Raw genomic sequence first — 25,941 nt, 5'->3', positions numbered from 1 at the left:
TAGCCCCGCGTGGCGGCACCGCTGCGGCCAACCGGGTCAGCCGGGCAGCGCCGCCAGGTCCGCCAGCACCTCCAGCCGCTCCTGAGCACTCAGCACGGCGTACGGGGCGGCGGCCCGCCGGTCGGTCTCCAGCTCGATGGCGAGCTGCTCCGGGCCGGGCGGCAGGGCGGCGGCGCTCGCCGCGCTGTGCCCGGCGGCGGTCCACGCGGCGGCGTGCGCGTCGGCCCGGTGGTAGCGCATCGTGCCGAGCCGGTTCAGCAGCAGCACGCCGGGCGGCGTGCCGTCCGGCTCGTACGGCGGCGCGGTCGCCGCGAACGCGGCGCCGGGCTCGGCGCCCTCCTCGTCGGCCAGCACCAGCGCGCACGTGAGCACCCGGCCGAACGCCTCCACCAGCCGCAGCACCCGGTCCTCGTGCCCCGCCCACAGTTCCTCGGTGACCTCCGCGTGCACCTGCCAGATCTCGGCCAGGAAGGCCAGTCCGCGCTCGGTGGCGGAGAGCCCGCCCTCGGGGCTGCGGTGGATCATCCCGTACGCCACCTGCTTGTCCAGGGCCCGCCGGCACTCGACCGGGTCCCGGTAGCGGGTGACCGCGGCGAAGCCGGCCTCGTCGACCGTCTCGCCCGGCGCCGCGAGGCGGGTGCGGAACTCCAGCAGGAAGCCGGTGGCGGCCGGCCCGCCGTACCGCTGGCTCAGCTCGGCGCCGCCGCCGTCGCGGCCGGCGAGGATGCCGGCGCCGAACGCCCGGTCGACCGCCGGGGCGACCAGGCCGGCGAACCGGTGCGGCGCCAGCTCGACGGTGTCGTTCACAGCCCTATCGAACGCAGGGCGGCGAAGCCTTCGTCCGCGATCCGCCGGATGAGGCCGTCGTTGACGTCGCGGTGCTCGTCGAGCAGGTCCAGCTCGTCGGCGGCGAGCCACCGGAACTCGGTGTGCTTGCCCACCTCCAGCGCCGGCCGGGTCAGGTCGCCGTCGACCCGGACCAGCCAGTCGCGCTCGATCCGGGCCAGGCCGTCGTCGGCGACGTAGTGGTGTTCCCCGACCTGGCCGAGCACGTGCGACACCGTCCAGCCGGTCTCCTCGGTCACCTCCCGGCGCAGCGCGTCCATCCAGTCCTCGCCGGGCTCCAGATGGCCGCCGACGATGTCCCAGCAGTTGGGAAAGATGCGCCGGTGGGGAGACCGTCGCTGGATGAAGAGTCGACCGTCGTCGTCGACGATCAGCGCGCCGGCGCAGCGCAGAGGCTCGGTGGACACGCCACGACAGTAGCGAGCGGTGGCGCGTTCCGGCGACGTCCGGTCTTGTCCGCGGCAGCGCCCGGGCGCACCATGTCCCCTACCGGGTGCCACCGTCCCACAGGGGTGATGCGTGATGCAGGTTCGGGAAGCGATGTCCAGCGAGGTTCTCGTGGTCGGCCCGGAGCACACGCTCCGCCAGGCGGCCCGGATGATGTCGGCCCGCGGTGTCGGGTCGGCGGTCGTGATCGACCCGGACTCCGAGGGGGTCGGCATCATGACCGAACGCGACGTGCTCAGGGCCATCGGGGCCGACCTCGACTGCGACGTCGAGCGGACGGCCGCCCACCTGACCTGGGACGTGGTCTACGCCGGGCCGGAGTGGACGGTGGAGGAGGCGGCCGCGGCCATGGCCCGGGGCGGCTTCCGGCACCTCGTGGTGCTCGACGGGCGCGAGGTGGCCGGGGTGATCTCCGTCCGGGACATCATGCGGGTCTGGGCGGAGAGCCGGATGGCCGAGTCGACCTGAGCCGCCGCTCGGCGGAGGGTGTGGCGGGCCGATCGACGGGTAAGGATTCCCGTGCGGGCACGGACGGGCCGTGACCCGCGACGGAGGTCCTCATGCGTGGCGCGGATCGGCTGGTCGAGCAGCAGTACGCGATGCTCCTGCGGCGGGACGTGGCCCGGCTGCCGGACCTCTACGCGGCCGACGCCTTCTACTCGATGCCCGGCGTCACGGTGCGCCCGATCGAGTTGCCCGCCCTGCTGCGCACCTGGACCGGTGCCTTCCCGGACCTGTCCGTCGACCCGCTCGGGTCGGTGCAGACGGCCGGTGGCGCGGCCGTCGAGCAGCGGCTGACCGGCACCCACACCGGGGTGCTGCACACCCCGTTCGGCACCGTCGCGCCGACCGGCCGGCTGGTGAGCTGGGACGTGGTGGACGTCGTCCGGGTCCGGCGTGGCCGGATCGCGGCCTGGCGGTCCTACTTCGACTGGGGGCAGCTGATCGCGGCGCTCGGCCTGCACGTGGACGGGCTATCCCGGGAGGCGCAGCACGACCCGCTCGGCCTTCCGGTCTGACCTGCCGCCGACCGGTCGACGCCGGTCACCCGTCCCGGTGGCTCAGGATGCGGACATCGCCGTGCCTTCCGCGCGCACCCCGTCGGCTTCCGTACGCTGAACAGCCATGACCGCCGAGCAGCTGATCTCCTTCGCCCGTGGCGCTCCCTCGCTGGACATCGTCGATGTCGAGGGGCTCAAGGCCGCCGCCGTCCGCGCCTTCGACGCCGACCCCGCCGGGGTGACCGCGTACGGCACCTCCGTCGGCTACCTTCCGCTGCGGAAGTGGATCGCCGAGAAGCACGGGGTCTCCGCCGACCAGGTGCTGATCACCAACGGGTCGTTGCAGGCGGACGCGTTCCTCTTCGACCACCTGGTCCGCCCCGGTGACGCGGTGGTGGTGGAGCGCCCGACGTACGACCGGACGCTGCTCAACCTCCAGCGGATGGGCAGCGAGCTGCACGGCGTCTCCGTCCAGCCGGACGGGCTCGACACCGCCGAGCTGCGCAAGCTGCTGGAGTCCGGGGTGCGTCCCCGGCTGGCGCACGTCATCCCGAACTACCAGAACCCGGCGGGCGTGACCCTCAGCCTGGAGAAGCGCCGGGAGCTGCTCGACCTCGCCGCCGAGTACGAGTTCACGATCTTCGAGGACGACCCGTACGCCGACATCCGGTTCCGGGGCGAGGCGCTGCCGTCGATGCTCTCGCTGGACACCCGGGGCGTCGTGGTGCACGCCTCCAGCTTCACCAAGACGGTCTGCCCGGGCGTACGGGTCGGCTACCTGGTCGGTCCGGCGGACCTGATCGGCGACATCGCGAAGAAGGCGACCAGCCTCTACATCTCGCCGGGCATGGTCTCCGAGGCGATCGTGCACCAGTTCTGCGTCTCCGGCGACATCGGGCGCTCCATCGAGACCGTGCGCGCCGCGCTCGGCGAGCGGGCCCGGGTGCTGGCCGAGTCCCTGCGCCGGCACATCCCGGAGGCCCGCTTCGTGGAGCCGGACGGCGGCTACTTCCTCTGGGTCGAGCTGCCCGAGGACGTGGAGGTCGACCGGCTCGCCCCGGCCGCCGCCGAGCGCGGGGTCGCCGTGGTCAAGGGCAGCGACTTCGTCGTCGACGGCGGGCGGCACGCCCTGCGGCTGGCGTACTCGGCGGTGACCGCGGACCGCATCGATGAGGGCGTGCGGCGCCTGGCGGAGGCCATGGCGGCCGTACGGAGCTGAATTTCTGTCAGATTTCTGACAGTTGGACGATCGTGGCCGCCCCGGGACTCCCGCCGGGGCGGCCGGCGGCCCACAATGCTGCGAGCGTCACTCACCACGTGTAGCGGAGTTCACCGCCCGGTGTCGGCCCCGCCGCGCCCGGCGACGAGCCCGGGCCGGCCCGGCCGGCGGCACGTGGGGCGGCGCGACCAGCACAACCCCCGCCCCCAAAAGGGCGTCGGGTGGGCCGTGTCGTCCCCTCACCCCCCTGATGCGACCCGGCCCACCCGGCGCCACCATCCCGGCGATCGTCACCGGCGGTGATCATCCACGGCGGCGTACTGTTCACCGGCGGCAGCGCGTGGGGAGGGGGCGTGATGACGGACCGGGAACGGACGACCGCGTCGAACGGCGGACGGGTGCTCAGGCCCCGGGACTGGGTGGCGCCGGTGCGGGCGATGACCCGCCGGCTCAACTCCGACAGCCCTCAGCAGACGTCCCCGCCGGCCGGCCCGCAGCGCAACGCGGTGGTCGACTGCGCCCTCTACGTGGACGGCCGCCGGCAGCCGGGCGACTGGCAGTACGCCGAGGCGCTCGCCGCGGCCCGCCGCGAGGAGCACGGCTTCGTCTGGCTCGGCCTGCACGAGCCGGACCTGGCCGAGATGACCGCCATCGCCGCCACGTACGGGCTGCACGAACTGGCCGTCGAGGACGCGGTGAAGGCGCAGCAGCGCCCCAAGCTGGAGCAGTTCGGCGAGGTCAGCTTCCTGGTGCTGCGGACCGCCCGGTACTGCGAGCACGCCGAGCTGACCGAGCACTCCGAGGTCGTCGAGACCGGCCAGGTGATGCTCTTCATCGGCCCGAACTTCCTGATCAGCGTGCGGCACGGGGACGCCTGCCGGCTGGCCCCCGTCCGCGCCGACCTGGAGACGAAGCAGGACCTGCTGCTCCAGGGCCCCTGGGCGGTGGCGTACGCGGTCACCGACCGGGTGGTCGACATCTACCTGGAGGTCGCCGACCGGCTGGAGGACGACCTCGACACGCTGGAGACCGACGTGTTCGACCGCCAGTCCACCGGCCGGATCCAGCGGATCTACCAGATGAAGCGGGAACTGGTGGAGTTCAAGCGGGCGGTGATGCCGTTGCAGCGCCCGCTGCTGACCCTCACCGCGCAGATGAACCGCGACGTGCCGAAGGAGATCCGCCGCTACTTCCGCGACGTGCAGGACCACCTGAGCCGCACCGTCGAGCAGGTCAACTCCTACGACGACCTGCTCAACTCCATCCTCCAGGCGCGGCTGGCCCAGGTCACGGTCGACCAGAACAACGACATGCGCAAGATCGCGGCGTGGGCCGCCATCGCCGCCGTCTGGACCGCCATCGCCGGCATCTACGGGATGAACTTCGACGTCATGCCGGAGCTGCGGATGACGTACGGCTATCCCGTCGTGCTCGCCCTGATGCTCGCGATCTCGCTGGCCCTCTACCGCTGGTTCCGCCGCAACGGCTGGCTCTGACCGCCCGAGCCTGACGCAGCCCTCCCGCCGGACGCGGCGCCGCCTGACCCCGTCGTCCCGGCGCCACCTGACCCCGCAGCCTCCGCCGGACGCGGAAGCGCCGGCGGGGCGGCGGGAGCCGCTTCGCCGGCGCTTTCCGTGACCGACAGAGGTGTCAGCGGCGGCCGTTGGTCTTGGCGGTGCCCTTGCCGAGCGCCTCGGTCAGGTCGTCCGCCGGACGGCCCGAGGTGTCCTTGGCGCCCTCGGCCACCGACGGGACCTTGTCCGTCGCGTGGACCGTCGGCTGCTTGCCGGGGGTGGTGGTGGAGGCGCTGTCGCCGCCGGCCACCGCCGAGCTGCCGGCGCCGGTCGGGCCGCCCGCCACGCCCGAACCGCTCGACATCGTCGAGGCGTCGGTCACCGGGGTGCGGATCTCCATGGTCTCCACCTCGTCGCGCATCGGCTCCAGCGTGCGGGTCGGGTCGTACTCGGCCCACTCCTGCTGCTCCCGGCGCCGCCGCATCGCCACCGCGGCGACACCGGCCACCGCGCCGGCCGCGAGCAGACCGGTCATCATGGACCCGCCCCGTCGGGAGTTCTTCTTCCGGGAAGCCTTCATGTTCTTCGCCTTGACCTTCCTGCCGGCCGCGACCTGCTTGGCTGCCATTGCCTTCCGGCCGGTGACCGCCTTGCCCGCCGCCTCGGCCTGCGCCTTGCGGACGGCCAGGGCCAGCGGCGCGAGCGCGGCGACCGTGGACGCGAGGCCGCTGGACGCGCGGTCGCGCACGATGACGGCCGTCGGCGCGACCGCGCCCCGGGCCGCCTGGACCCGCGGGGCGACGGTGGCGCCGGCACCCTTCGCGGCGTACGTCGCGGCCTGCCTCAGGTGACCGAGGCCCTGGTTCAGCTCCACCTTGGCCAGCTGCCCCTGGGTCTTACGCCGCCCGATTCCAAACACGGTCCCACCTCCTGGGAGTTGTTCCTTCGTCATCCTCCACCTTCGGATGCCTCCGCACTGCCAGATCGGGCACATGGGAGGATCCGCATGGAACTGACCAACGAGTGAGGAGTACCCGTGGCCGAGGCTGTCTACGCCACCTTGCACACCAACGCTGGCCCGATCCGGCTGGAGCTCTTCCAGAACCACGCCCCGAAGACCGTCAAGAACTTCGTCGACCTGGCGGAGGGCAACCGCGAATACACCGACCCGCGTACGGGTCAGCCGGGCAGCGGGCCGTACTACGACGGCACCATCTCGCACCGGGTGATCAGCGGATTCATGATCCAGATGGGCGACCCGACCGGCACCGGCCGCGGTGGCCCGGGTTACAAGTTCGGTGACGAGTTTCACCCGGAGCTGCGCTTCGACCAGCCGTACCTGCTGGCGATGGCGAACGCCGGGCCGGGCACCAACGGCTCGCAGTTCTTCATCACCGTCTCGCCGACGCCGCACCTGAACAACCGGCACACCATCTTCGGGAAGGTGGCCGACGAGCAGTCCGCGAAGGTCGTCGACACGATCGCCAACACCCCGACCGGTCCGAACGACCGGCCGTTGCAGGACGTCGTCATCGAGCGGGTCGAGATCGAGCGGACCGCTGCCTGAGTGGTCCGCGAGGTACCTTTGCCGGCATGACTGAGCGCTCCGAGGGCCGGGACCGGTTGGTGGGCCGCACGATCCGCGACGGCGGGCGGGCGCGGTGAGCGAGTCGCCACCCACCACCCCGGTCTGCTACCGGCACCCCGGCCGGGAGACGTACGTGCGGTGCACCCGCTGCGACCGGCCGATCTGCCCGGACTGCATGCGGGAGGCGTCGGTCGGGTTCCAGTGCCCGGAGTGCGTGGCGGAGGGACGTCGTAGCGTGCGGCCGGCGCGTACCGCCTTCGGTGGCGGTGCCGCCGGCCGGCACGGCTACGTCACCAAGGCGCTGATCGCGCTCAACGTGCTGATGATGCTGCTCTCCATCGCCTCGGACCGGGGCGGGGACGCGGCGGTCGGCGGCTCCGGCTTCGGCGGCCTGATGGGCGGCAGCACCCCGCTGACCGACTGGGGCTCCGTGCTCGGCGGCGCGATCTTCCCGGACGGCACGATCGGCGGCATCGCCGAGGGCGAATGGTACCGCCTGGTCACCGCGATGTTCCTGCACTACGGCGTGGTCCACCTGCTGCTGAACATGTGGGCGCTGTGGGTGCTCGGGCGGTCGCTGGAGGCCAGCCTCGGGCCGCTGCGTTTCCTGGCGCTCTACCTGGTCGCCGGGCTGGGCGGGAACGTCGCCGCCTACCTGTTCAGCGCGGAGAACCAGCTCACCGCCGGCGCCTCCACGTCGATCTTCGGCCTGTTCGCCGCGCTGGTGGTCATCGAACGGAAGATGGGCCGGGACATCTCCCAGGTGCTCCCCGTCCTGGTGATCAACCTGGTCTTCACGTTCACCGTGCCGGGCATCTCGATCCCCGGGCACCTGGGCGGCCTGGTGGTCGGCGCGCTGCTGGCGCTCGTGTTCGCGTACGCCCCGAGGTCGCGCCGGTCGCTGGTGCAGCTCGCGGGCGTCGCGGTGATCGTGGCGGCGCTGGTCGGTCTGGCCCTGGTCCGCACCGCGGCCATCGTCGGCGGCTGACCTCCCGCCCGGTCCCGCCTTCCGGGCGCGGGCCGGCCGGGGCCACCGCCGCGACCCGGTGCGCGGGCCCGCTCAGTGCGGGCGGGCCTCGTGCAGGGCCTCGGCCACCTCGGCGGGATCCGCGCCGAGGTCGTGGCGGCCGAAGAGGTGCAGCGACTCCCCCGCGTCGATCTCCAGCAGCTCGCTGGTCAGGCCCCGCCGCGCGCGGCGGTCCACGGTCACCTTCTCGACGGCCGACCAGGGCAGCCGCCGGTGCCCGGCGAAGCCCCGGACGACGGTGATCCCGTCCGGGTCGACGGCGAGCCGGACGGGCACGATCAGGTCCCGCGCGGCCCAGCCGGCGAGCGCGGCGGCGGTGAGCACGGCCAGCGCCAACCGGATCGGGTCGCCCCCGTCGAGGAGCAGGGCCAGCGCGAGCAGCGCGACCGCGCCGGTCAGCTTGAGCGCCGGCAGGGTGGGCGGCACCCGCCACTGCCGGGTCGGGGCCGGGTCGGGAGACATCCGTTCAGCATGCCAGGGCACCGGGGGAGGACGCCCGGCCCGCCGACGACGTAGGATCGGGGCCAGCCCAAGTTACCGGGGAGTAGTCATGAGTGACGCAGTCATCGTCGGCGCGGTACGCACCCCGGTGGGGCGGCGCAAGGGCAGCCTGGCCGCCGTGCACCCGGTCGATCTCTCGGCGCACGTGCTGCGCGCCCTCGCCGAGCGCACCGGCATCGACCCGGCGCAGGTCGACGACGTGGTCTGGGGCTGCGTCTCCCAGGTCGGCGACCAGTCGTGGAACGTCGCCCGCAACGGCGTGCTCGCCGCCGGCTGGCCCGAGTCGGTGCCCGGCACCACGCTCGACCGGCAGTGCGGCTCCAGCCAGCAGGCCCTGCACTTCGCCGCCGCCACCGTCCTCTCCGGCCAGGCCGACCTGGTCGTCGCCGGTGGCGTCGAGTCGATGACCCGGGTCGCGATGGGCTCCAGCGTGGCCGGCGGGTCGCCGTTCAGCGACCAGCTGCGCGACCGCTACCGCGGCGTCGAGGGCTTCGCCGACGACGCGCCGCTGCCGTTCAACCAGGGCGTCGGCGCGGAGCTGATCGCCGAGCGCTGGCGCCTGTCCCGCACGCAGCTCGACGAGTTCGCCCTCGCCAGCCACGAGAAGGCCGCCGCCGCGCAGGACGCCGGCGCCTTCGACGCCGAGATCGCCCCGGTCGCCCTGGCCGACGGCGGCAAGTTCGCCGCCGACGAGGGCATCCGGCGGGACACCTCGCTGGAGAAGCTCGGCGAGCTGGCCACCCCGTTCCGCGCGGACGGGGTCGTCACCGCCGGCTCCGCGTCGCAGATCTCCGACGGCGCGGCGGCGCTCGCCGTCACCACCAGCGAGTGGGCCAGCCGGCACGGCCTGCGCCCGCTGGCGCGAGTGCACACCGCCGTCGTCGCCGCCGACGATCCCGTCACCATGCTCACCGCGCCCATCCCGGCCACCGCGAAGGCGCTGCGCCGCGCGGGGCTGGGCATCGAGGAGATCGGGGTGTACGAGGTGAACGAGGCGTTCGCGCCGGTGCCGCTGGCCTGGCTGGCGGAGACCGAGGCGGACCCGGAGCGGCTCAACCCGCGCGGCGGCGCGATCGCCCTCGGCCACCCGCTCGGCGGGTCCGGCGCCCGGATCATGTGCACCATGCTCGCCCACATGCGGGACAACGACATCCGCTACGGCCTCCAGACGATGTGCGAGGGCGGCGGCATGGCCAACGCGACGATCGTCGAGCTGCTGTAGCGGGCGGGAAAACTCCTGGCCCCGTGGCGGGGCGGCGGCTAGGTTGCCGGGCGTGACCGACGCCACCGCCGCCCACACCGACTGGGCCGAACCGCACTGGCGGGAGACCGCCCTCGACTGGATCGGCGAGCAACTCGGTCGGCACGGCCGCCGGGTCGTCGGGCCGGTCGAGCCACGGCTCCGGCCCTGGTCGTTGGTCTGGCGGGTGCCGACCGACGCCGGGGACGTCTGGTTCAAGGCGAACAACCCCGGCACCCGGCACGAGGCGGCGCTGCTGGCCGCGTTGGCCCGGCTCGTCCCCGACCGGGTGCTCGACCCGGTCGCCGTGGACGCCGAGCGCGGCTGGTCCCTGCTGCCCGACGGCGGTCGGACGCTGCGCGACGCGCTGGGCGGCGACCGGAGCCTGCTGAGCCGCTGGGAGCGGGTCCTGCCCGAGTACGCGCACCTCCAGCGCGCGGTCGCGCCCCGGGCCGGCGAACTGCTCGCCCTCGGCGTGCCCGACCACCGGCCGGAGGTGCTGCCGGAGCTGTTCGAGGCGCTGCTGGACGACGAGGAGTCGCTGCTGCTCGGGGCGGAGGACGGGCTCACCGCCGAGGCGTACGGGCGGCTGCGCGCCCACCGGTCCGCCTTCGCCGAGGACTGCCGGCGGCTGGCCGCGTCGGGTCTCGCGCCGACCGTCCAGCACGACGACCTGCACGACGGCAACGTGTTCGTGGCCGGCGACGGGCACCGCTTCTTCGACTGGGGCGACGCCTCGGTGGCCCACCCGTTCGGCACCCTGCTGGTGACGCTCAACTCGGTCGCGGACGCGTTCGGGCTGCCCGACGGCGACCCGGCGCTGGCGCGGCTGCGCGACGCCTACCTGGAGCCGTGGTCGGACGGGCACGACCCGGCGACGCTGCGCGAGGCGGCCCGCCTGGCCGTCCGCGTCACCCGGGTCAGCCGGGCGCTCTCCTGGCGCCGCGCCCTCCCGATCGCCGACCCGACCCGGGCGGAGTACGCCGCCGCGGTGCCCGGCTGGTTGCAGGAACTGTTCGCGCCGGATCCGGTCTGAGCCGTCGCGGCGACGCCGGTCGACCGGCCCTCCGGCGGCCGGCGCCGAAGCCGGACAGGCGGTGCGACGCGCGCGCGTGGAAGTTCCAAAATTCCCGCGTGACCCACGTCACCCCAGGTCGCGCCTCGTTGGGCAGGGCATGGACGTCTTCTCCCGAACGTTCCTCCCGGCCGCCTCCGAGGCCGGGCTGGCGGTGCAGACCGTCACCCGGCACATGCCGGTCTTCCGACGCTGCGTCGGTTCCGGCGACGCCACCATCCTCGTCACCCGGTGCGCCCGGCCGGACCGCCCGATGGCCGGCGAGTACCTGCTCCTGCTGACCCACCGACGGCTGGTCGTCACCCAGCAGACCCGCGTGCTGCACCGGCTGCGCCTGCACCTCAACACGGAACTGCGGGAGCTCAGCAACGTCACCTGGAGCCCCGACCCGCGCCTGCAGTCGGTCGAGATGGCCGCCACCGCCATCGACGGGATCCGCGAGCGGTTCCTCATCCGCACCCGCCACCCGAAGCAGGTGTGGCAGCTCGACGCCCTGCTCAACCACGCCTTCCGGACCCGGCTGCGGACGCCCCGGGAGCGGCTCGTCGCCACCATCGGCGAGGCCCCGCCGGTCGCGCGGCCCGTCGCCTTCCGCCCCGCCGTGGTGCGCTGACCCGTCTTCTTACCGAACCCGAACATCCGCTGACCGTCGCGGCGGCACCGGGTCGGCAATCATGGGCCGGTGACCGTCGACGCCGCGCCCCGCGGGCTCGTCCTCGTGGTGGAGGACGAGCCGGCCATCGCCGACCTGGTCCGGCTCTACCTGACCCGGGACGGCTTCGGCGTACACCTGGAACGGGACGGGGCGGCCGGGTTGGCCGCCGCCCGCCGCCTGCGCCCGGTGGCCTGCGTCCTCGACATCGCGCTGCCCGCCCTGACCGGCACCGAGGTCTGCCGGCGCCTGCGCGAGGCCGGCGACTGGACGCCGGTCATCTTCCTCACCGCCCGCGACGACGAGGTGGACCGCGTCGTCGGGCTGGAACTGGGGGCGGACGACTACGTCACCAAGCCGTTCAGCCCCCGCGAACTGGTCGCCCGGGTGCGGGCGGTGCTGCGACGCACCGCCGGGACGCCCGAGGGCACGGGCCTGCCCCGGGTCGTCGGCGCGGTGGCCCTCGACCCGACCCGCCGCACGGTGACCGCCGCGGGCACCCCGGTCCAGCTCACCTCCACCGAGTTCGACCTGCTGGCGCACCTGATGGCCCGACCGGGCCGGGTCTTCACCAGGGAGGAGCTGCTCGCCGGGGTCTGGGGGTACGCGGCGCACGCCGGCACCCGGACCGTCGACGTGCACGTCGCACAGGTCCGGGCGAAGCTGGGCGAGGCCGGCGTGATCCGCACCCACCGGGGCGTCGGGTACTCCGCCGATGGCTGAGCCGACCGTCGCGCCGCCGCCGGCGCCGCGGCACCGTCCCGGCCGGACGCTGACGTCCCGCGCGGTGCTGGTCACCTGTGCGGTCGCCCTGGTCTCGGTGCTGGTCACCGCGATCGTCGCGGTGCCCCTGGCGGTACGCGGGGTGGAACGACGCGACCAGGAGGCGCTGGCCGCCCAGGCCCTGCTCGCCGCCGCGGTGCTGCGTCCCAGGCTGGAGACCGGGCGCACCGCCGACGAGGAGCGGATCGTCCGGCAGTTGAACGCCCAGGGCATCGACGCGTACCTCGTCCGGGGCGGGGTGGCCGAGCGCCCCGGTCTGCCGCCGCGGGTGGTGCGGCGCGTCGCCGAGGGGCGCAACGTGTCGACCCGCCGCCTGCTCGACGGGCGGCGCACGCTGATCGAGGGACGCGCCCTGCCCGGCGGCAACGGGGTGGTGCTGATCCGCTCCCGGCCCACCGCGCCGTGGCGGCAGGTGGTGCCCAGCCTCTGGCTGCCGCTGCTGGCCGGGCTCGCCGCCGGGGTGGTCGCCGGGCTGCTGCTCGCCCGCCGGCTGGCCCGACCGATCCGGCGTGCCGCCGACGCCGCCGCCCGGCTGCGCGCCGGGGACCGGGCGGTACGCGTGCCGGTGGAGCCGCCCGACGAGGTGGCCGACCTGGCGTACGCGCTGAACGGGCTGGCCGCCGCGCTGGCCACGAGCGAGGGCCGGCAGCGGGAGTTCCTGCTCTCCGTCTCGCACGAGCTGCGCACCCCGTTGACCGCGATCCGGGGCTACGCCGAGGCACTGGCCGACGGGGTGATCGGGCCGGCGGACGCGCCCGACGCGGGTCGTACCGTGCTCGCGGAGGCGCAGCACCTGGACCGGCTGGTCAGCGACCTGCTGGCGTTGGCCCGGCTGGAGGCCGCCGACTTCCCGCTCGAACCGGTGCCGGTGGACCTCGCCCGGCTGGCCGCCGACGCGGGCCGGACCTGGGCCGACCGGTGCGCGAAGGTGGGGGTGCCGTTCCGCGCGGAGGTCCCGGACGCGCCGGTGCCGGCGTACACCGATCCGGGGCGCATCCGGCAGGTGGTGGACGGGCTGCTGGAGAACGCGCTGCGGGTCGTACCGCCGGGTGCGCCGATCGTGCTCGCGGTCCGGGCGGCCGGCGCGGACCCGCTGGCGGGCGGCGTCGTCGAGGTCCGCGACGGCGGACCGGGCTTCACCGACGACGACCTGGCGGTCGCCTTCGAGCGCGGCGCCCTGCACCAGCGCTACCGGGGCTTGCGCAAGGTCGGCAGCGGGTTGGGGCTGGCGCTCGCCGCCGGCCTGGTCCGCCGGCTCGGCGGGGAGATCGCGGCCGGGCACGCGCCGGAGGGCGGCGCGGCGTTCACCGTGCGGCTGCCCCCGGATCCTTACCTGACCCGAACATCAATCTGACCCTCCGCTCGCCGGTCGGCGGGAGGCTGGGGCTCCACGGACGAGAGGGAGACTCATGGCACGTTGGGGAATCGCCACCACCACGCTGTTCGCGGCGGTCGCGCTCGGCGTCGGCGGATGCGGCGCCGCCGGGCCGGCCGGTCAGCCGGCCCGGGAGACCGCCGTCGAGGTCGCCGCGGCGCTGGGCGCGGAGGGGCAGGCGCTGGCGGCGCTGGGCTTCGACACCGGCGACCTGGACGTCGAGCCGCTGGCCGCACCCGCCTCGCCGGAGGCGTCGCCGGGCGCGGCCGGGGAGAAGAGGCGGGAGCGCGCGGAGGAGCGCCGCGAGCGCCGGCAGGCCCGGGTGCTGCTGCGTCGGGACGCCCTGCACGGCGAGGCCGTGGTGCGGACGAAGGACGGCGGTACGCGGACCGTCGCCGTGCAGCGGGGCGAGGTGACCGCCGTCGACGGTGACTCGATGACCGTGAAGTCCACCGACGGCTTCACCATGACCTGGACCTTCGGCGACAAGCTGCGCGTCGTGGAGCGTCGCACGACGATCCGGTCCGCCGACGTCAAGGTCGGCACGACCGTCGGCGTGGCCGGTGCCAAGGAGGGCGACGGCGGGGTCGCCCGCCTGATCGTCGTGCCGGCCCGGCAGAAGTAGGTGGGGTGTGGCCCGCCGACGACGGCGGGCCGCACCACGCCGGTCGGTGTGAGCGGTGCCGCCCCCGGGGGAGGGCGGCACCGCTCACGCGGGGAGGGCCGGACTCAGTAGACGCGGGAGCCGATGAAGTCGTCGTGCCCGTAGCCCACGGGGTTGGCGAAGTTGCGGGACTCGAAGGACCACTGCTGGCGGGCGCTGGTGGAGCAGGCGGCCAGGCGCAGCCGGGGGGTGCCCAGCAGCGGGTTGTCGAACGCCAGGCAGAGGTTGGCGTTGCCGGCCGTCCTGATCTGGTTGCCGGCCAGCACGAACTTCTGGTTGGCGCCGCCGTGGCAGTCGTGGATGTTCACCGCCGTACCGGCGCTCAGCGAACCGCCCGAGACGTCCAGGCAGCGGTCGTGGGAGAGCTCCGAGTGCAGCGACTGGCGGGTCGGGTCGTACCAGAAGCCCTGGTTGCGCCCGCCGTGACAGCCGTGCGACTGCTGGGGGGTGCCGTTGCGCGAGTCGTAGCCCTTGCCGTCGACGCAGGTGCCGGTGGCGGCGTTGCGCAGCTGCTTGAACTCGAAGAGCCCGTCGTAGAGCACGCCGTTGCCGGTGCTGGCCGGGTCCACGCAGGTCGCCCGCTGCCGCCCGGAGTTGACGAACTGGGTGACGCACTGGGCGAACATGCCGTGCCCCCGCTTGTTCGGGTGGAACGACTGCCGGGCCGCGTTCTCGTCCCAGATGCCCAGCTCGATGTGGAGTCCGCGTACCGAGGTGTTGTCCGTGCACACCTCGTGGCCGTGGAAGAGTCGGCTGGCGTCCAGGTAGCGGGTGCCCGTGTTGGTGGCCGCCGCCCGCAGCGCCGACTCGAACATCGGCACCGCCTTGTTCCGGGCGAACGCGGCGTCAGCCAGGTAGAGCAGGCAGCCGCCGGCGTACCAGCCGGGGAAGTTCGGGTTGTCCTCGACGTCCGGGCTGCCCGGGCTCGGGTACGACATCAGCACCAGCTCGTAGTCCGAGCGCAGGTAGCCGGCGCCGGTCATCGTCTGCCGGATGTCTTCGAGCGCGTCCTCGACGGCCTGCCGGCTGCCGTCGGTGCGGACGCTCCACTGGTCGGTGTAGGTGGGGTAGCAGGCGCCCTGGAGGAGGACCCGGCGGACGGCGCAGTCGGTGGCGACCGGGCCGAACTGGATCGTGCCGTCGCCGTTGGCGCCGACCACCACCCAGATCAGCTTGATGTGCGTGTTGCGCGCCTTGATGGCGAGGTGGTCGCCCTGGTTCAGCTCGTTGTGCTGGGTCGGCCCGCCCCGGATCAGGTTCCACGGGGTCGCGCCGGAGCAGGCGATGTTGTACTTCTCGTCGGCGGCGATGCCGGTGCGGAACACCGCCTGGTCGTACGAGCGGTCGCACCAGTTGCCGGGCTCGTGGGTGCCGGGCACGTAGTTGCCCACCCCCTCGCCCGAGATCTCGCTGTCGCCCATGGTGATCAGCGCGGTGCGGCGCTGCTCGATGGGGCGGACGGCGGGCGTGCCGTAGAGCGCGGTGGCCTCGGCGGCGCGGATCGTCTCCAGGTTGGCGGGGAGCGGCTGGACGGCGGGACGGTCGGCCGCGGTGGCGGGGGTGGCCGTTCCGGCGAGCATCGGCAGGACGAGAGCGGCGGCGGCGACGACGGTGAGGGCCCGTCGTCGGGTCGCGCGTTCGCGCCTGGCGGAGGAACCAAGCATCGACGCACTCCTTTCGGCTCGATCGCGGGACGTCGATCGAGTTACCAGAAGGTAGCGTCGGCTTCGAGGTATGTGAATGCGTCTCGTAATCGTTGCCGCAGAGTGCAGAACCGGGCGATCCGGTCGAATCGTGCGCCGGTCGGCTTCCCAGCGGTCAGCTCCCCGGCGGCAGGGCGTAGCCCACGTAGCTTCGGAACTGCACGCGCCAGCCCGTCGGCACCAGCGCCGTGCACGCCGGCCGGCTGCCCGTGCAGACGATGGCGTCCACCGAGGCCGGATCGGTCGGCGGGCGCTCGGGCAGCACCGACTGGAGCGCCACCAGCTCCGGCGGGCGGCCGTCCGCGTCGCGAAGCAGCAGCCACCAGGGGTACTCCCAGTTGTCGTTCTGCTGCACCAGGCCGATCCGGCGGGCGCCCGTCGCGCGTACCGCCTCGGCGGCCCAGCGGAACTCCGCCGCCCACTGGGGGCGCCGCAGGAACCGGGTGTCCCATTCGGAGGTGGTGAAGACCGAGCCCGCCCCGACCAGCCGGCGCGGGAAGCCGTACGACACCGCCAGCACCCCGGCCAGCGCGGAGGTGGCCAGCACGCTCACCGCCAGCCCGGCCGCCACCGGCCGCCGTCCGTCCGTGCCGCCGGCCCGGCGCCGGAACAGCGCGTCCAGCCACAGCCCCGCCAGCGGTACGGCCAGCGCCAGCGCGTAGAGCAGCAGGCGGTTCCCCCACGGCTGCCACTTGATCATGGCGGTGTGCAGCAGCACGGCCGCCACCACGACCACCGCGTACGCGCGCAGCGGACCCGCCTGCGTCGGGGCGACTCGACCGGGCCGGGCCAGCGCGTACGCCGCCCCGATCACCGCCAGCGCCCCGGCCAGCGGGAAGGCCACCCGGTCCTCGTCCGGATACCAGGACGGCACCGGGAACCGTTCCCGCCCGAAGGTGGTGGCCCGGTCCTGCGGGTCCACTCCGATCGCCCCGGCGCCGCCGATGATCGCCTCGGCGCCCGCCCGGCGCAGCGGCGCGAGCGGCGTGTCGAACGCGGTGTGCGCGATCCGCAGCGCGTTGACCAGCAGCGACGGCGGGTCGTGCCGTTCCATCGGGATGGACTCGCGCAGCCGGGGCGGCCCGAGCGGATGCCCGAACTCGGCGGTCACCCGGGCCAGGAACGGCCCGACCACCACCACCGCCACCAGCAGGATCAGCGCCGACCCGGCGACCGTCCGACGCACCTGCCGCCGCGACCGGCCGCCACCGGTCCGGGACGCGTCGGTGCCCCGGCCGGGCGGCCCGGCGCGGTCCGGCGCGGAACCGGTCCGGGCCAGCCGGAGCTGGGCCAGCCCCCAGAGCAGCAGCAGCGGCCCGACCGCCACCAGGCCGCTGGTCTTGGTCAGCGCGGTCAGCCCGGTGGCCGCCCCCAGCGCCAGCATCGTCCCGATCCCGGCGCGTCGGCGCAGCCCGTCCAGCGCCACCGTGGCGGCGCAGGCCACCCAGGCGGCGCAGACCAGATCCGTCTGGGTGCTGGTCGCCTGGAGCGCCACCATCGGCGTGGTGGCGAGCACGAACGCGGTCAGCAGCTGGGCCCGCCGTCCCCCGCCGAGCTGCGCCGTGATCCGGGTGGCCGCCAGCAGTACGCCGACGCCGGCCGCCCACTGCACCAGGTGGTGCAGCGCGTCCCCGCCGGTGAACAGGCGCAGGTGCAGCAGCAGGTACTCGGCGCCGGGCGGGATGGTCACCTGCCGGTGGATGGCGGTGGGCCAGAAGCTCAGGCCGCCCTGGGCCACCCAGTGCTCCACCTTGGGCAGGTGGTAGGTCTGCGAGTCGAAGTTGTTCGGCTCGGCCAGCAGGGCGATCAGCAACTCGACCAGCAGCAGACCGCCGACCGTGCCGGCGAGCAGCCGCTCGCCCCGGCCCGCCGTACGCCAGGCGGAGGCCAGCCGGGTCCACCAGCCGGCGCGGCGGGGCGCGACGCGGCGTGCGGCGGCGGGCGGCGCCGGCGGAGGGGGCGGGGCGCCGACGGCCGGGCCGGCCGTCGCGCCGACCAGCACGGGCTCCGGCGCGGCGACGACCTCGACCGCGCGGTGCGCGGCGGCGACCACGGCCGTGCCGCGCGCGGCGTCCCGGCGGCGTCGCCAGCCGACGGCGGCGACCGCGCCGGCGAGGAGCGACAGCCAGGCCACGGCGAACGCCGGCAGGGTGAGCAGCCGCAGCGCGCCCAGCAGTTCCACCGTGAGCACCGCGAACGCGCCGGTGACCAGAGCCGCCCGGACCAGCGCGAGGCGCCGCCCCGCCAGGGTCCCGGCCGAGACCGGACGGAGCGCGACGGCGAGTAGTCCGATCGCGGCGACCGGCGCCAGGGCGAGCGGGTAGCCGACTGCCGACATGGCGGCAGTAAACACCATGAACCTGAGGTCGCCGCGCCCAATGCCCGCAGTGCTGAGCACCGCGTCGTCAACCGCCAGGCTAGGCTAGGGCCGACATATCGTCGCCACCGTGGAGATTCCCGTGAAGCTCTCGATCCTCATGCCGGTCTACAACGAGGAAGAACGCATCGCGGATGCCCTCAAGCAGGCATTGGCGGTCGACTACCCGTGTGAGATCGAGCTGGTCGTGGTCGACGACGGCAGCCGGGACGGCACCGGTGAGATCCTCGGTCGGGCCGACGACGCGCGCCTGCGGGTCATCACCCACCAGCGCAACGCCGGCAAGGGCGCCGCCATCAAGACGGCGGTCGACAACGCCGAGGGCGACTACATGGTCATTCTCGACGCCGACCTCGAGTACGACCCGATGGACATCCCGAAGCTGCTCGACCCGGTGCTCGACGGGCGGGCCGAGGTGGTCTACGGCAACCGCACCTTCGGCAGCCACAGCGCCTACAGCTTCTGGTACGTGATGGGCAACAAGGGCGTCACGATGGCGGCGAACGTCCTGTTCAACTCCTACATCGGCGACCTGGAGACCTGCTTCAAGCTGATGCCGGTCGCGCTCTACCGCTCGCTCGACATCCGCTCCCGGGGCTTCGGCATGGAGGCCGAGGTCACCGGCAAGCTGCTGCGCCGGCGCATCCGCCCCTACGAGGTCCCGATCAGCTACCGCGCGCGGGGCCGCGAAGAGGGCAAGAAGATCACCTGGAAGGACGGCGTCGAGGCGATCTGGATCCTCGGCCGCGAGCGCACCCGCCGCCGCCCCCTCGGCGCCCCGACCCGCTGAACCCTCCCGCCCTCCCGCGCCGCCCGCCGTCGGCGGTGCAGGGCCCGCCGACGTCCGGCGTGACTCAGCGGCCGGCCGGCACCGGCGCCGCGTCCAGGAACCCGGTGACCGAGCGGCGCAGCCCGGCGGCGTCCAGCCCGTGCCAGCGGGTGTGGTCCTCGGCCGAGCCGTAGCGGCGCAACTCCTCCCGTCCCACGCCGAGCGCCAGCAGCCGGTGCGGCCGGTCGGCCAGGGCCGCCGACACCACCCGGGCCGACGTGCCGGCCAGGTAGGGCTCCACCATGATCACCGCGTCGCCGGCCAGCGCCCGCAGCCCCGCCGTGTCGAACGGCCGCGGCCGGTGGGTGTAGGCCACGGTCACGCCCAGGTCGGCCACCGCCGCCACCGCCGCGTCCAGCACCGGCCCCACCGCGACCAGCAGCGGTGCGCCCGGCCCCGCGTCCCGGACCACCCGCAGCGCGCCGTCGCCGCCGTACGGCCGGGCGTTGTGCAGCGTGGACAGCCGCAGGTACGCCGAACCGTCGGCGGCCACCGCGTCCCGCAGCAGCGCCGGCACCTCGTCGGGGTGGCCGGGGACGTGCACGGTCCAGCCGTGCAGGGTGTCGATCAGCGAGACGTCGGCCGGGGACAGGTGGGTGCGCCCCGACTCCGCCCGGTCGTACGACGCGCCGATGCTGACCAGCACCGCCTCCACGCCCTGGTGGTCCAGGTCGAGCTTGATCTGCTCGTACGCCCGCTCGACGAGAAACGGGGCGTAGCTGTGCACGATCGGCCGGAGCCCGGTCAGGGCGAGCCCGCCGGCCACGCCGAGCATCAGTTGTTCCCGGATCCCGACGTTGAGCACCCGGTCCGGGTGCCGGTACGCGGCCGGGTCGAACGCGTCGGCGGAGATGTCGGCCAGCACCAGGGCCGTACGCGGATCCTCCGCCAGCAGCGCGGTGGTGGTCTCGATGAAGCGCTCCCGCACGGTCACTCCCCCTGGTCGACGACCGCGACGACGACGTGCGGCCGGTGGTTGTCGTGCCCGGTCAGGGCGGTGTGCAGGGCCTCGTGGTCGTGCCCGTCGACGGTGGCGGCGGTCCAGCCGTTGACGGTGAACCGGGCCGCGGCGCCGCCCGCCCAGCCGTGCGTGGCGGAGCCGTTGTCGACCACGATCGCGGTCAGGCCGCCCAGCCCGGTCGCCCCCGCGTACGCGATCGCCTCGTGGTTGGAGCCCTCGTCCAGTTCCGCGTCGCCGAGCAGCACGTACACCCGGGGCGTCAGCAGGCCCTGGGCGCGCAGCCCGAGCGCGGTGCCGACGCCGAGCCCGAGCCCGTGGCCCAGCGAGCCGGAGCCGATCTCCACCCCGGGCACCAGCACCCGGTCGGGGTGGTCGCCGAGCCGGCTTCCGGGCCCGCCCTGGTCGTCGAGCCAGCCGGCGGGCACGAACCCCTTCGCGGCGAGTACGGCGTAGTAGCCGGCCACGGCGTGGCCCTTGGAGAGCAGGAACCGGTCCCGTCCAGGGTCGTCGACGGTCTCCGGGGCGATCCGGAGGACCCGGTCGTAGAGCACCCAGAGCACGTCGACGGTGGAGCGGACGTTCGCGCCGAACTCCCGGCCCGCGCGGACCCGCTCGTACAGCGGCGCGACTGGTCCCGGCAGCGGCGGGGCGGTCGGGTGGCGGGGTGGCGCGGTGGTCGGATCACGGGGTGGCACGGCGGTCGGGGCCGGACCCGCGCTGGCGGTGGTCGTGGTCATGCCGCTAGCCTGCAAGTTGAAGTCCACTTCAACTCAAGGCGACGTGATGCACGAGTCTCTGACCATCGGCCAGCTCTCCACCCGCAGCGGCGTCGCGCCCTCGGCGTTGCGCTACTACGAGCGGCTCGGGCTGATCCGGGCGGAGCGGACGGGCGGCAACCAGCGCCGCTACGCCCGCACCGAGCTGCGCCGGGTGGCGTTCGTCCGGATCTCCCAGCAGGTCGGCATCTCGCTGGAGGAGATCCGGGAGGCGCTGGACTCCCTGCCGGCCTCCCGCACGCCCAGCGCGGAGGACTGGGCGCGGCTCTCCGCGACCTGGCGGGAGCGGCTGAACGAGAAGATCCGGCTGATGACGAAGCTCCGCGACGACCTCGACGGCTGCATCGGCTGCGGCTGCCTGTCCCTGCAACGCTGCACGCTCAACAACCCCGGCGACTCCCTCGCCGGCGAGGGCCCCGGCGCCCGCCTGGTGCTCCCCCGCGGGGCCGAGGAGACGACGCCGACCCCCTGACCCGCCCGGCCGGCCCGGCCGCCCCGTCTTCCGCCGGGGCGGACCGCGCGTCAGCCGGTGGTGAGCAGCACCTTGCCGACGTGGTCGTTCGACTCGACCAGCCGGTGCGCCCGTGCCGCCTCGGTCATCGGCACCCGCCGGTCCACGACCGGCCGGACCGCGCCCGACTCGACCAGCGGCCACACCTCCTCGCGGACGCCGCGCACGATCTCCGCCTTCTCCGCCAGCGGCCGGGACCGCAGCGCGGTGGCCGCGATCGTGCCCCGCTTGGCCAGCAGCGCCCCGAGATCCAGCTCGCCCTTGCGGCCACCCTGCATGCCGATCACCACCAGCCGGCCGCCCGTGGCCAGCGCCGCCACGTTCCGGGGCAGGTAGGCGGCGCCCATGATGTCGAGGATGACGTCCGCGCCCCGGCCGCCGGTGACCCGCCGGACCTCCTCGACGAAGTCCTGCTCGCGGTAGTCGATCGTGTGTGCCGCGCCCAGCTCACGCAGCCGCTCGTGCTTGCCGGCCCGGGCGGTGACCGCCACGGTGGCGCCGAGCGCGACCGCGAGCTGGATCGCGAAGGTGCCGATCCCGCTGCCGCCGCCGTGCAGCAGCAGCGTCTCGCCCTTGGCGAGCCGGGCCACCTGCACCACGTTCGACCAGACCGTGCAGGCGACCTCGGGCAGCGCCGCCGCGTCGACCACGTCGACGCCGGCCGGCACGGGCAGGAGCTGCCCGGCCGGCACCGCGACCCGCTCCGCGTAGCCGCCGCCGGCCAGCAGCGCGCAGACCTCCCGGCCCACCTCCCAGCCGGCCACGTCGGGACCGATCGCGCTGATCACTCCTGAGCACTCCAGCCCGGGGTACGCGGGCGCGCCCGGCGGCGGCGGGTAGTGCCCCTGCCGTTGCAGCAGGTCGGCCCGGTTGACCGCGCTGGCCCGCACGTCGACGACCACCTCACCCGGGCCGGGCTCGGGATCGGGCACCTCGCTCCAGACGAGTGCGTCGGGTCCGCCGGGCTCCGGGATCGTGATCGCGCGCATGTTCCGTGTCTACCCCACCCGTCCGTCGGTCCACGCCCGGGCCAGGATTTCGTCCACCGTCCGCGCCGGGGTGAGCGCGGAGGTGTCCAGCCAGAGCCCGATCCGGGGCGTCTCCGCCCGGAACCGCGCGTCCAGGTCGGCGACCGGCCAGTCCCCGTACCCCTTCTTCTCCCGCGCGTCCTCGCGTGCGGCGACGGCCTCGGGGCTCGGCGCGAGCACCACGACCGCCAGCGGCCGGTGGCGGATCCGGTCGACCATCGCCGGCAGCTCCGCGCCGAGGACCACGTCCTGGAGCACCACGGTGAAGCCGGCGGCGGCGTACCGGTCCGCCGCCGACGCGGCGAGGTCGTAGCGCAGCCGCAGCTGCCGCCACGCCTCCGGCGACGGCTCGGCGGTCATCTCGGCCCGCCCGCTGACCACCATCCGCCGGAAGACGTCGCCGCGCAGGTGCACCGCGCGGGGCAGCCGCCGGGCCAGCGCCTCGGCCACAGTGGACTTTCCGGCCGCCATGATTCCGCTGATCAGCACCACCGACGGGGTCTCCCACATGCCGCCGATCATGCCAGCGCGGGTGCGGTGCCCGCTCGCCCGGAGCGGGTCCGTGGCAGACTAGGCACGTCGCGCACCCCACGGGGAGCGCGGCCCGGGAGGGTTCGCCTAGTGGCCGATGGCGCTGGTCTTGAAAACCGGTAAGGCAGCGATGTCTTCGTGGGTTCGAATCCCACACCCTCCGCTTCCTGAGCAGCAGAAAGCCCGAGCTGCCAGATATCGTCAGCAGCGGAGGTAGGTGCCGCACAGCGGCGGCGCGTCGACGCGGCAGACCTTCCAGCCGCCGCTGATGCCCCCCTCCTCGGCCGTCTGGAAGCCCCACCGGTGGGTGGCGCCGGTGAAGGTGACGCTTCCCGAGGGGTCGACCTCCGTGAACCGCAGGTCCACCATCACGGAGACCGTGCCGTCCGAGTCGGTCTGCCAGTTGGTCGTCTCGACCCGCACGCCGAAGGTGACCTGCGACTCGACCTGCTTGCGCAGGTCGCGAGCCTGTCGGAACAGCTCGTCCCGATTGTCGCCGCACAGGCACCGGTTGATGTCGGGGTTGTCGTCCGGCTGGAAGACGGCCAAGAGGTACGCCTCGGCCGCCGCAGCGGGCGTCTTTTCGCCCCGCCCCGCCTCGATCGCCCTCGTCACCGCCTGCCTGACCGGCGCGCCTATGCAAGCCACGGCGAAGGCGACGGCGGCGGCGATCGTCGCCCGGCGACGCCATTGCCGAGCGGTCAGGGGCATCTCGATCACCGGGCGAGACTACGTGCCCGAGCAGCGACGGGCGGTGGCGCGAGGCAGCCGGGCGCGTGTCACACGACGGCCAGCGGGCGTACGGGCGAGCCCGTGCCGCCGACGATCGGCAGTGGGGCGAGGACGAACAGGAACTCGCTCACGCCGGCCTCCGCCAGCGAGTCCAGCCGCAGGTGTTCGACGATGTAGATGCCCGCCTCCACCAGCAGCAGGCGGTGGACCGGCAGCGTCCGGAGCCCGGCGCCGGGTGGGATCTGCTCGTAGGCGGTGGTGTCCGCGCCCGTCAGGGCGACCCCGTGCTCCGCGAGCCAGGCCGCGCCGGAGGGGTCGACGCCGGGCACCCCCGTGTCGAGGCCCAGGTAGGCCGTCGGATCCGTCCAGTGCCGGGCCCAGCCGGTACGCACCAGCGCCACGTCGCCCTCGCCCAGCCGCACGCCGGTACGCCGCAGGCACCGTTCGAGGTCGTCGGCGGTCACGCCGTACCCGCCGGGAAGCACGTCGACCCCGTGGGCCGAGGCGACGTCCAGCAGCACCCCCCGCCGGACGAGAGGCGGAATCGTCTCGGTGCCGTGTACGCGGAACCGGCCACCCGACTGCGCCTCGGCGGCGTCGTGGCCACCGTGCAGCAGCCCGTCCTGCGAGATGTGCGACAGCGCGTCGACGTGGGTCCCGACGTGCCCGCCGGTGACGATCAGCTCGCCGGCCGACGAGCCCCCGTCGGCCCGCACCACGTCGCCGTGCCGGCGGAGCAGGGCCAGGCGGAATCCCGGGTGGTTCGGCGCGCAGGGCATCCCCTCCTCGAACGGCTGGCTGAGGTCGTGGATGGTGACGCCCGCGGCGACGGCGTCCAGGAGTGCGGTCATGGTGGTGATCCTGTCTCTGCGGGGATGACGGATGCGTACCGGGCCGATTCCGGGTGCGGGTCTCGCGGATGATTCTCCGGTAATGGTTCCGCCGCGCTTCGTGTTCGGCATGCGGCACGCCCGAAAATCGAGATTGCGTCGGCCGGTGTCGTCGCCGTCGACCGGCCGCCGGCCGGCACTGTACTCGGCGACCCCGGGCCGGTCGACCCCTGAAATGTTCGACACTTACCGTGTCCGCATTCAATACCGCGAGTTTGCCCCTGCCCGCCGGGCCGCTCGTGTCGTACACTCGCATCCGATTCAATAACGAGGCGGGCGAAGGGGTGCGGTTAACGGTGCGGCATGACAACTCGGACTGCAATTTCGCGGAATTGAACGCGCCCCTGGTGGCCGCACTGCAGGACGAGCCGGCGCGGTCCGCGTTCGTCGCGGCCGCGCCGCCGGTACGGCGTTTCATGGACGACCTCGGTGCCACCCGGATGCGGTTCATCCCCTATCCGCTCGTCATCGACCGGGACGAGTTCGACCGGATGGCCGAGGCGGCCTGCGCCCTGCTGGAGGCGCAGACGGCGATGATTCGCGAATTCCTCCGGTCGGGCCCTCCCGAGCGACTGTTGGCGGAATTCGGCCTGCCCGCCGCGATCGCGCCCTTCGTCAATTGGGAACAATTGGATTCCGTCGAGCAGGTCTTCGCCCGCGTCGACGTTCTGCCGACCCCGTCCGGATACCAGTTCTGTGAATTCAACGTCGACTCGTCCATTTCCGGATTCGAGTTCCACGACTGCTATCAGGTGATGGGCGAGGCGCTCGACATCCCGTGGCTCGCCGACACGCCCCGGCCCGAGGAACAGATCGCGGACGTCGTCATCAAAGCCTTCCATCAGGGCAGTTTCGACCGGGTGGTGGTGTGTGACTGGTCGAGCCGCATCGGAGTCGGCTACTTCGGCTTCGAGTTGCTGACCGAGACGCTGCGCCGGCGACTGCCCGACGTGCCGGTCGAACTGGTCTACCACGCCGACTATCCGCAGCGGTGGCTCGATCCGTCGGCCGGCAAGCGCACCCTGGTCTATCGCGGCTTCATGCACGAGGACATGGATGACGACTACGACTTCATCACCCGGCTGGTCGGCAGCGGCGCCTCCGTGATCAACCTCTTCGAGGCCGAGATCCGTACGCACAAGCGCTGGTTGGCGATGTTCTGGGAGGAGCGTTTCGCCAGCCTGCTGCCCGCCGGCGTACGCGAGATGGTCACCCGCTACGTGCCCCACACCGTTTCGGTGACCCCGGAGAACCGTGACCGCCTGCTGGCGGACCGGGCCGAGTACGTGTTCAAGTTCGGGCACTCGTCCGGCGGGCACGACGTCATGCTCGGGGCCGACCACGAGGCGGACACGATCGCCGCCCGGCTGGCCGAGCGCGGCCCCGACGGCTGGCTCGCCCAGCGTCGCGTGCCGCTCGCCGAGTGCCGGTTCGCCCCCGAGGCCGGTGCCGAGCCGGTGCCCCACCACGTGGTGCTCGGGCTCTACGTGCTCGGCGGCGAGTGCTCCGGCATGAACATCCGCGCCGACCGGGGCTCGGCCGTGGTCAACATCCACCAGTCGGCGGCCAGCGGCTGGGCCATCCCCATGGACGCCGACGAACGGCGACGGCTCATCGAGCGCGTGCGGGCGATCGGGCCGACGGCCCGCGAACGACACTGACACCAGTTGG

Annotated in this window: 27 protein-coding genes and 1 tRNA gene; 16 read left to right on the top strand and 12 right to left on the bottom strand. The window is 73.9% G+C overall.

What is annotated here, in order from left to right; translation table 11 throughout:
* Positions 1 to 36: 36 nt before the first annotated feature.
* Both ACLQ22_RS11110 and ACLQ22_RS11105 read right to left on the bottom strand, forming a co-directional pair.
* A complete protein-coding gene (locus ACLQ22_RS11110) occupies positions 37 to 807 on the bottom strand; it encodes a hypothetical protein (protein WP_425692207.1) in 771 nt (256 codons plus the stop codon).
* A complete protein-coding gene (locus tag ACLQ22_RS11105; RefSeq protein WP_425692206.1) occupies positions 804 to 1,253 on the bottom strand; it encodes an NUDIX domain-containing protein in 450 nt (149 codons plus the stop codon). Before ACLQ22_RS11105 ends, ACLQ22_RS11110 begins: the two co-directional genes overlap by 4 nt.
* Positions 1,254 to 1,368: 115 nt before the next feature.
* Here ACLQ22_RS11105 and ACLQ22_RS11100 point away from each other — a divergent pair, with 115 nt between their 5' ends.
* The 4 genes from ACLQ22_RS11100 (at position 1,369) to corA (ending at position 5,009) form a co-directional block, all read left to right on the top strand.
* Complete coding sequence (locus ACLQ22_RS11100) at positions 1,369 to 1,761, top strand: CBS domain-containing protein (protein ID WP_366641599.1); 393 nt, start codon at positions 1,369 to 1,371, stop codon at positions 1,759 to 1,761.
* A gap of 92 nt (positions 1,762 to 1,853) precedes the next feature.
* On the top strand, positions 1,854 to 2,312 hold the full coding sequence (locus tag ACLQ22_RS11095; protein WP_132240536.1) for an ester cyclase: 459 nt from the start codon (positions 1,854 to 1,856) through the stop codon (positions 2,310 to 2,312).
* Positions 2,313 to 2,418: 106 nt separating this feature from the next.
* Complete coding sequence (locus ACLQ22_RS11090) at positions 2,419 to 3,513, top strand: PLP-dependent aminotransferase family protein (RefSeq protein ID WP_425692205.1); 1,095 nt, start codon at positions 2,419 to 2,421, stop codon at positions 3,511 to 3,513.
* 356 nt (positions 3,514 to 3,869) lie between these two features.
* Positions 3,870 to 5,009 (top strand): magnesium/cobalt transporter CorA, encoded by a 1,140-nt coding sequence (corA, locus tag ACLQ22_RS11085; protein WP_425692204.1) that lies wholly within the window; start codon positions 3,870 to 3,872, stop codon positions 5,007 to 5,009.
* A gap of 154 nt (positions 5,010 to 5,163) precedes the next feature.
* Here the strand turns inward: corA and ACLQ22_RS11080 are convergent, their stop codons facing one another.
* A complete protein-coding gene (locus ACLQ22_RS11080) occupies positions 5,164 to 5,979 on the bottom strand; it encodes a hypothetical protein (RefSeq protein WP_425692203.1) in 816 nt (271 codons plus the stop codon).
* A gap of 84 nt (positions 5,980 to 6,063) precedes the next feature.
* Between ACLQ22_RS11080 and ACLQ22_RS11075 the strand changes: the two genes are divergently transcribed.
* Positions 6,064 to 6,594: a peptidylprolyl isomerase gene (locus ACLQ22_RS11075; RefSeq protein WP_121397514.1), complete on the top strand. Its 531-nt coding sequence runs from the start codon at positions 6,064 to 6,066 to the stop codon at positions 6,592 to 6,594.
* A gap of 94 nt (positions 6,595 to 6,688) precedes the next feature.
* Positions 6,689 to 7,603, top strand: a complete 915-nt coding sequence (locus ACLQ22_RS11070; protein WP_425692202.1) for a rhomboid family intramembrane serine protease — start codon at positions 6,689 to 6,691, stop codon at positions 7,601 to 7,603.
* 72 nt (positions 7,604 to 7,675) lie between these two features.
* On the opposite strand, the gene ACLQ22_RS11065 is transcribed toward ACLQ22_RS11070, so the two are convergent.
* Positions 7,676 to 8,104, bottom strand: a complete 429-nt coding sequence (locus tag ACLQ22_RS11065; protein WP_425692201.1) for a PH domain-containing protein — start codon at positions 8,102 to 8,104, stop codon at positions 7,676 to 7,678.
* Positions 8,105 to 8,192: 88 nt separating this feature from the next.
* On the opposite strand from ACLQ22_RS11065, the gene ACLQ22_RS11060 reads away from it, so the two are divergent.
* From ACLQ22_RS11060 to ACLQ22_RS11035, 6 genes are all read left to right on the top strand, one after another.
* Positions 8,193 to 9,365: a thiolase family protein gene (locus tag ACLQ22_RS11060; protein WP_121397517.1), complete on the top strand. Its 1,173-nt coding sequence runs from the start codon at positions 8,193 to 8,195 to the stop codon at positions 9,363 to 9,365.
* Positions 9,366 to 9,417: 52 nt separating this feature from the next.
* Positions 9,418 to 10,419 (top strand): phosphotransferase, encoded by a 1,002-nt coding sequence (locus ACLQ22_RS11055; protein WP_425692200.1) that lies wholly within the window; start codon positions 9,418 to 9,420, stop codon positions 10,417 to 10,419.
* Positions 10,420 to 10,558: 139 nt separating this feature from the next.
* Positions 10,559 to 11,071, top strand: a complete 513-nt coding sequence (locus tag ACLQ22_RS11050; protein WP_121397519.1) for a hypothetical protein — start codon at positions 10,559 to 10,561, stop codon at positions 11,069 to 11,071.
* 69 nt (positions 11,072 to 11,140) lie between these two features.
* Positions 11,141 to 11,833, top strand: coding sequence for a response regulator (locus tag ACLQ22_RS11045; RefSeq protein ID WP_425692199.1), 693 nt, complete (start codon positions 11,141 to 11,143; stop codon positions 11,831 to 11,833).
* Positions 11,826 to 13,247 (top strand): sensor histidine kinase, encoded by a 1,422-nt coding sequence (locus ACLQ22_RS11040; protein WP_425692198.1) that lies wholly within the window; start codon positions 11,826 to 11,828, stop codon positions 13,245 to 13,247. The genes ACLQ22_RS11045 and ACLQ22_RS11040 overlap by 8 nt, the downstream gene beginning before the upstream one ends.
* 55 nt (positions 13,248 to 13,302) lie before the next feature.
* Complete coding sequence (locus ACLQ22_RS11035; RefSeq protein WP_425692197.1) at positions 13,303 to 13,893, top strand: hypothetical protein; 591 nt, start codon at positions 13,303 to 13,305, stop codon at positions 13,891 to 13,893.
* A gap of 104 nt (positions 13,894 to 13,997) precedes the next feature.
* Here ACLQ22_RS11035 and ACLQ22_RS11030 read toward each other — a convergent pair whose 3' ends face one another.
* On the bottom strand, positions 13,998 to 15,596 hold the full coding sequence (locus tag ACLQ22_RS11030) for a ricin-type beta-trefoil lectin domain protein (protein ID WP_425692196.1): 1,599 nt from the start codon (positions 15,594 to 15,596) through the stop codon (positions 13,998 to 14,000).
* Between the two features lie 154 nt (positions 15,597 to 15,750).
* Positions 15,751 to 17,973 carry a hypothetical protein gene (locus ACLQ22_RS11025; protein ID WP_425692195.1) on the bottom strand — a complete coding sequence of 741 codons (2,223 nt, stop codon included), beginning with the start codon at positions 17,971 to 17,973 and terminating at the stop codon, positions 15,751 to 15,753.
* Between the two features lie 121 nt (positions 17,974 to 18,094).
* Here ACLQ22_RS11025 and ACLQ22_RS11020 point away from each other — a divergent pair, with 121 nt between their 5' ends.
* Complete coding sequence (locus ACLQ22_RS11020; RefSeq protein ID WP_366641753.1) at positions 18,095 to 18,802, top strand: glycosyltransferase family 2 protein; 708 nt, start codon at positions 18,095 to 18,097, stop codon at positions 18,800 to 18,802.
* Between the two features lie 64 nt (positions 18,803 to 18,866).
* On the opposite strand, the gene ACLQ22_RS11015 is transcribed toward ACLQ22_RS11020, so the two are convergent.
* The gene (locus ACLQ22_RS11015; RefSeq protein ID WP_425692194.1) at positions 18,867 to 19,769 is read right to left on the bottom strand and encodes a transketolase family protein; all 903 of its coding nucleotides are present in this window, start codon (positions 19,767 to 19,769) and stop codon (positions 18,867 to 18,869) included.
* A gap of 2 nt (positions 19,770 to 19,771) precedes the next feature.
* Positions 19,772 to 20,539: a transketolase gene (locus ACLQ22_RS11010; RefSeq protein WP_425692193.1), complete on the bottom strand. Its 768-nt coding sequence runs from the start codon at positions 20,537 to 20,539 to the stop codon at positions 19,772 to 19,774.
* A 46-nt stretch (positions 20,540 to 20,585) separates the two neighbouring features.
* On the opposite strand from ACLQ22_RS11010, the gene soxR reads away from it, so the two are divergent.
* Positions 20,586 to 21,050, top strand: coding sequence for a redox-sensitive transcriptional activator SoxR (gene soxR / locus ACLQ22_RS11005; RefSeq protein WP_366641614.1), 465 nt, complete (start codon positions 20,586 to 20,588; stop codon positions 21,048 to 21,050).
* 50 nt (positions 21,051 to 21,100) lie between these two features.
* On the opposite strand, the gene ACLQ22_RS11000 is transcribed toward soxR, so the two are convergent.
* Both ACLQ22_RS11000 and ACLQ22_RS10995 read right to left on the bottom strand, forming a co-directional pair.
* Positions 21,101 to 22,078: an NAD(P)H-quinone oxidoreductase gene (locus tag ACLQ22_RS11000; protein ID WP_425692192.1), complete on the bottom strand. Its 978-nt coding sequence runs from the start codon at positions 22,076 to 22,078 to the stop codon at positions 21,101 to 21,103.
* Positions 22,079 to 22,087: 9 nt separating this feature from the next.
* Positions 22,088 to 22,627, bottom strand: a complete 540-nt coding sequence (locus tag ACLQ22_RS10995; RefSeq protein WP_425692191.1) for an AAA family ATPase — start codon at positions 22,625 to 22,627, stop codon at positions 22,088 to 22,090.
* A gap of 97 nt (positions 22,628 to 22,724) precedes the next feature.
* Between ACLQ22_RS10995 and ACLQ22_RS10990 the strand changes: the two genes are divergently transcribed.
* Positions 22,725 to 22,811, top strand: a tRNA-Ser gene (locus tag ACLQ22_RS10990).
* Positions 22,812 to 22,849: 38 nt separating this feature from the next.
* On the opposite strand, the gene ACLQ22_RS10985 is transcribed toward ACLQ22_RS10990, so the two are convergent.
* Positions 22,850 to 23,368, bottom strand: coding sequence for a hypothetical protein (locus ACLQ22_RS10985; RefSeq protein ID WP_425692190.1), 519 nt, complete (start codon positions 23,366 to 23,368; stop codon positions 22,850 to 22,852).
* Between the two features lie 59 nt (positions 23,369 to 23,427).
* A complete protein-coding gene (locus tag ACLQ22_RS10980; RefSeq protein WP_425692189.1) occupies positions 23,428 to 24,231 on the bottom strand; it encodes a cyclase family protein in 804 nt (267 codons plus the stop codon).
* Positions 24,232 to 24,485: 254 nt separating this feature from the next.
* Here ACLQ22_RS10980 and ACLQ22_RS10975 point away from each other — a divergent pair, with 254 nt between their 5' ends.
* Entirely contained in the window at positions 24,486 to 25,931 is a 1,446-nt protein-coding gene (locus ACLQ22_RS10975; protein ID WP_425692188.1) for a hypothetical protein, read from the top strand.
* Positions 25,932 to 25,941 lie beyond the last annotated feature (10 nt).

The organism is Micromonospora sp. DT178 (genome assembly GCF_049841695.1).
In the GTDB taxonomy this organism is placed as follows: Bacteria; Actinomycetota; Actinomycetes; order Mycobacteriales; family Micromonosporaceae; genus Micromonospora.
This window is presented reverse-complemented; position numbering and strand designations above follow the sequence as displayed.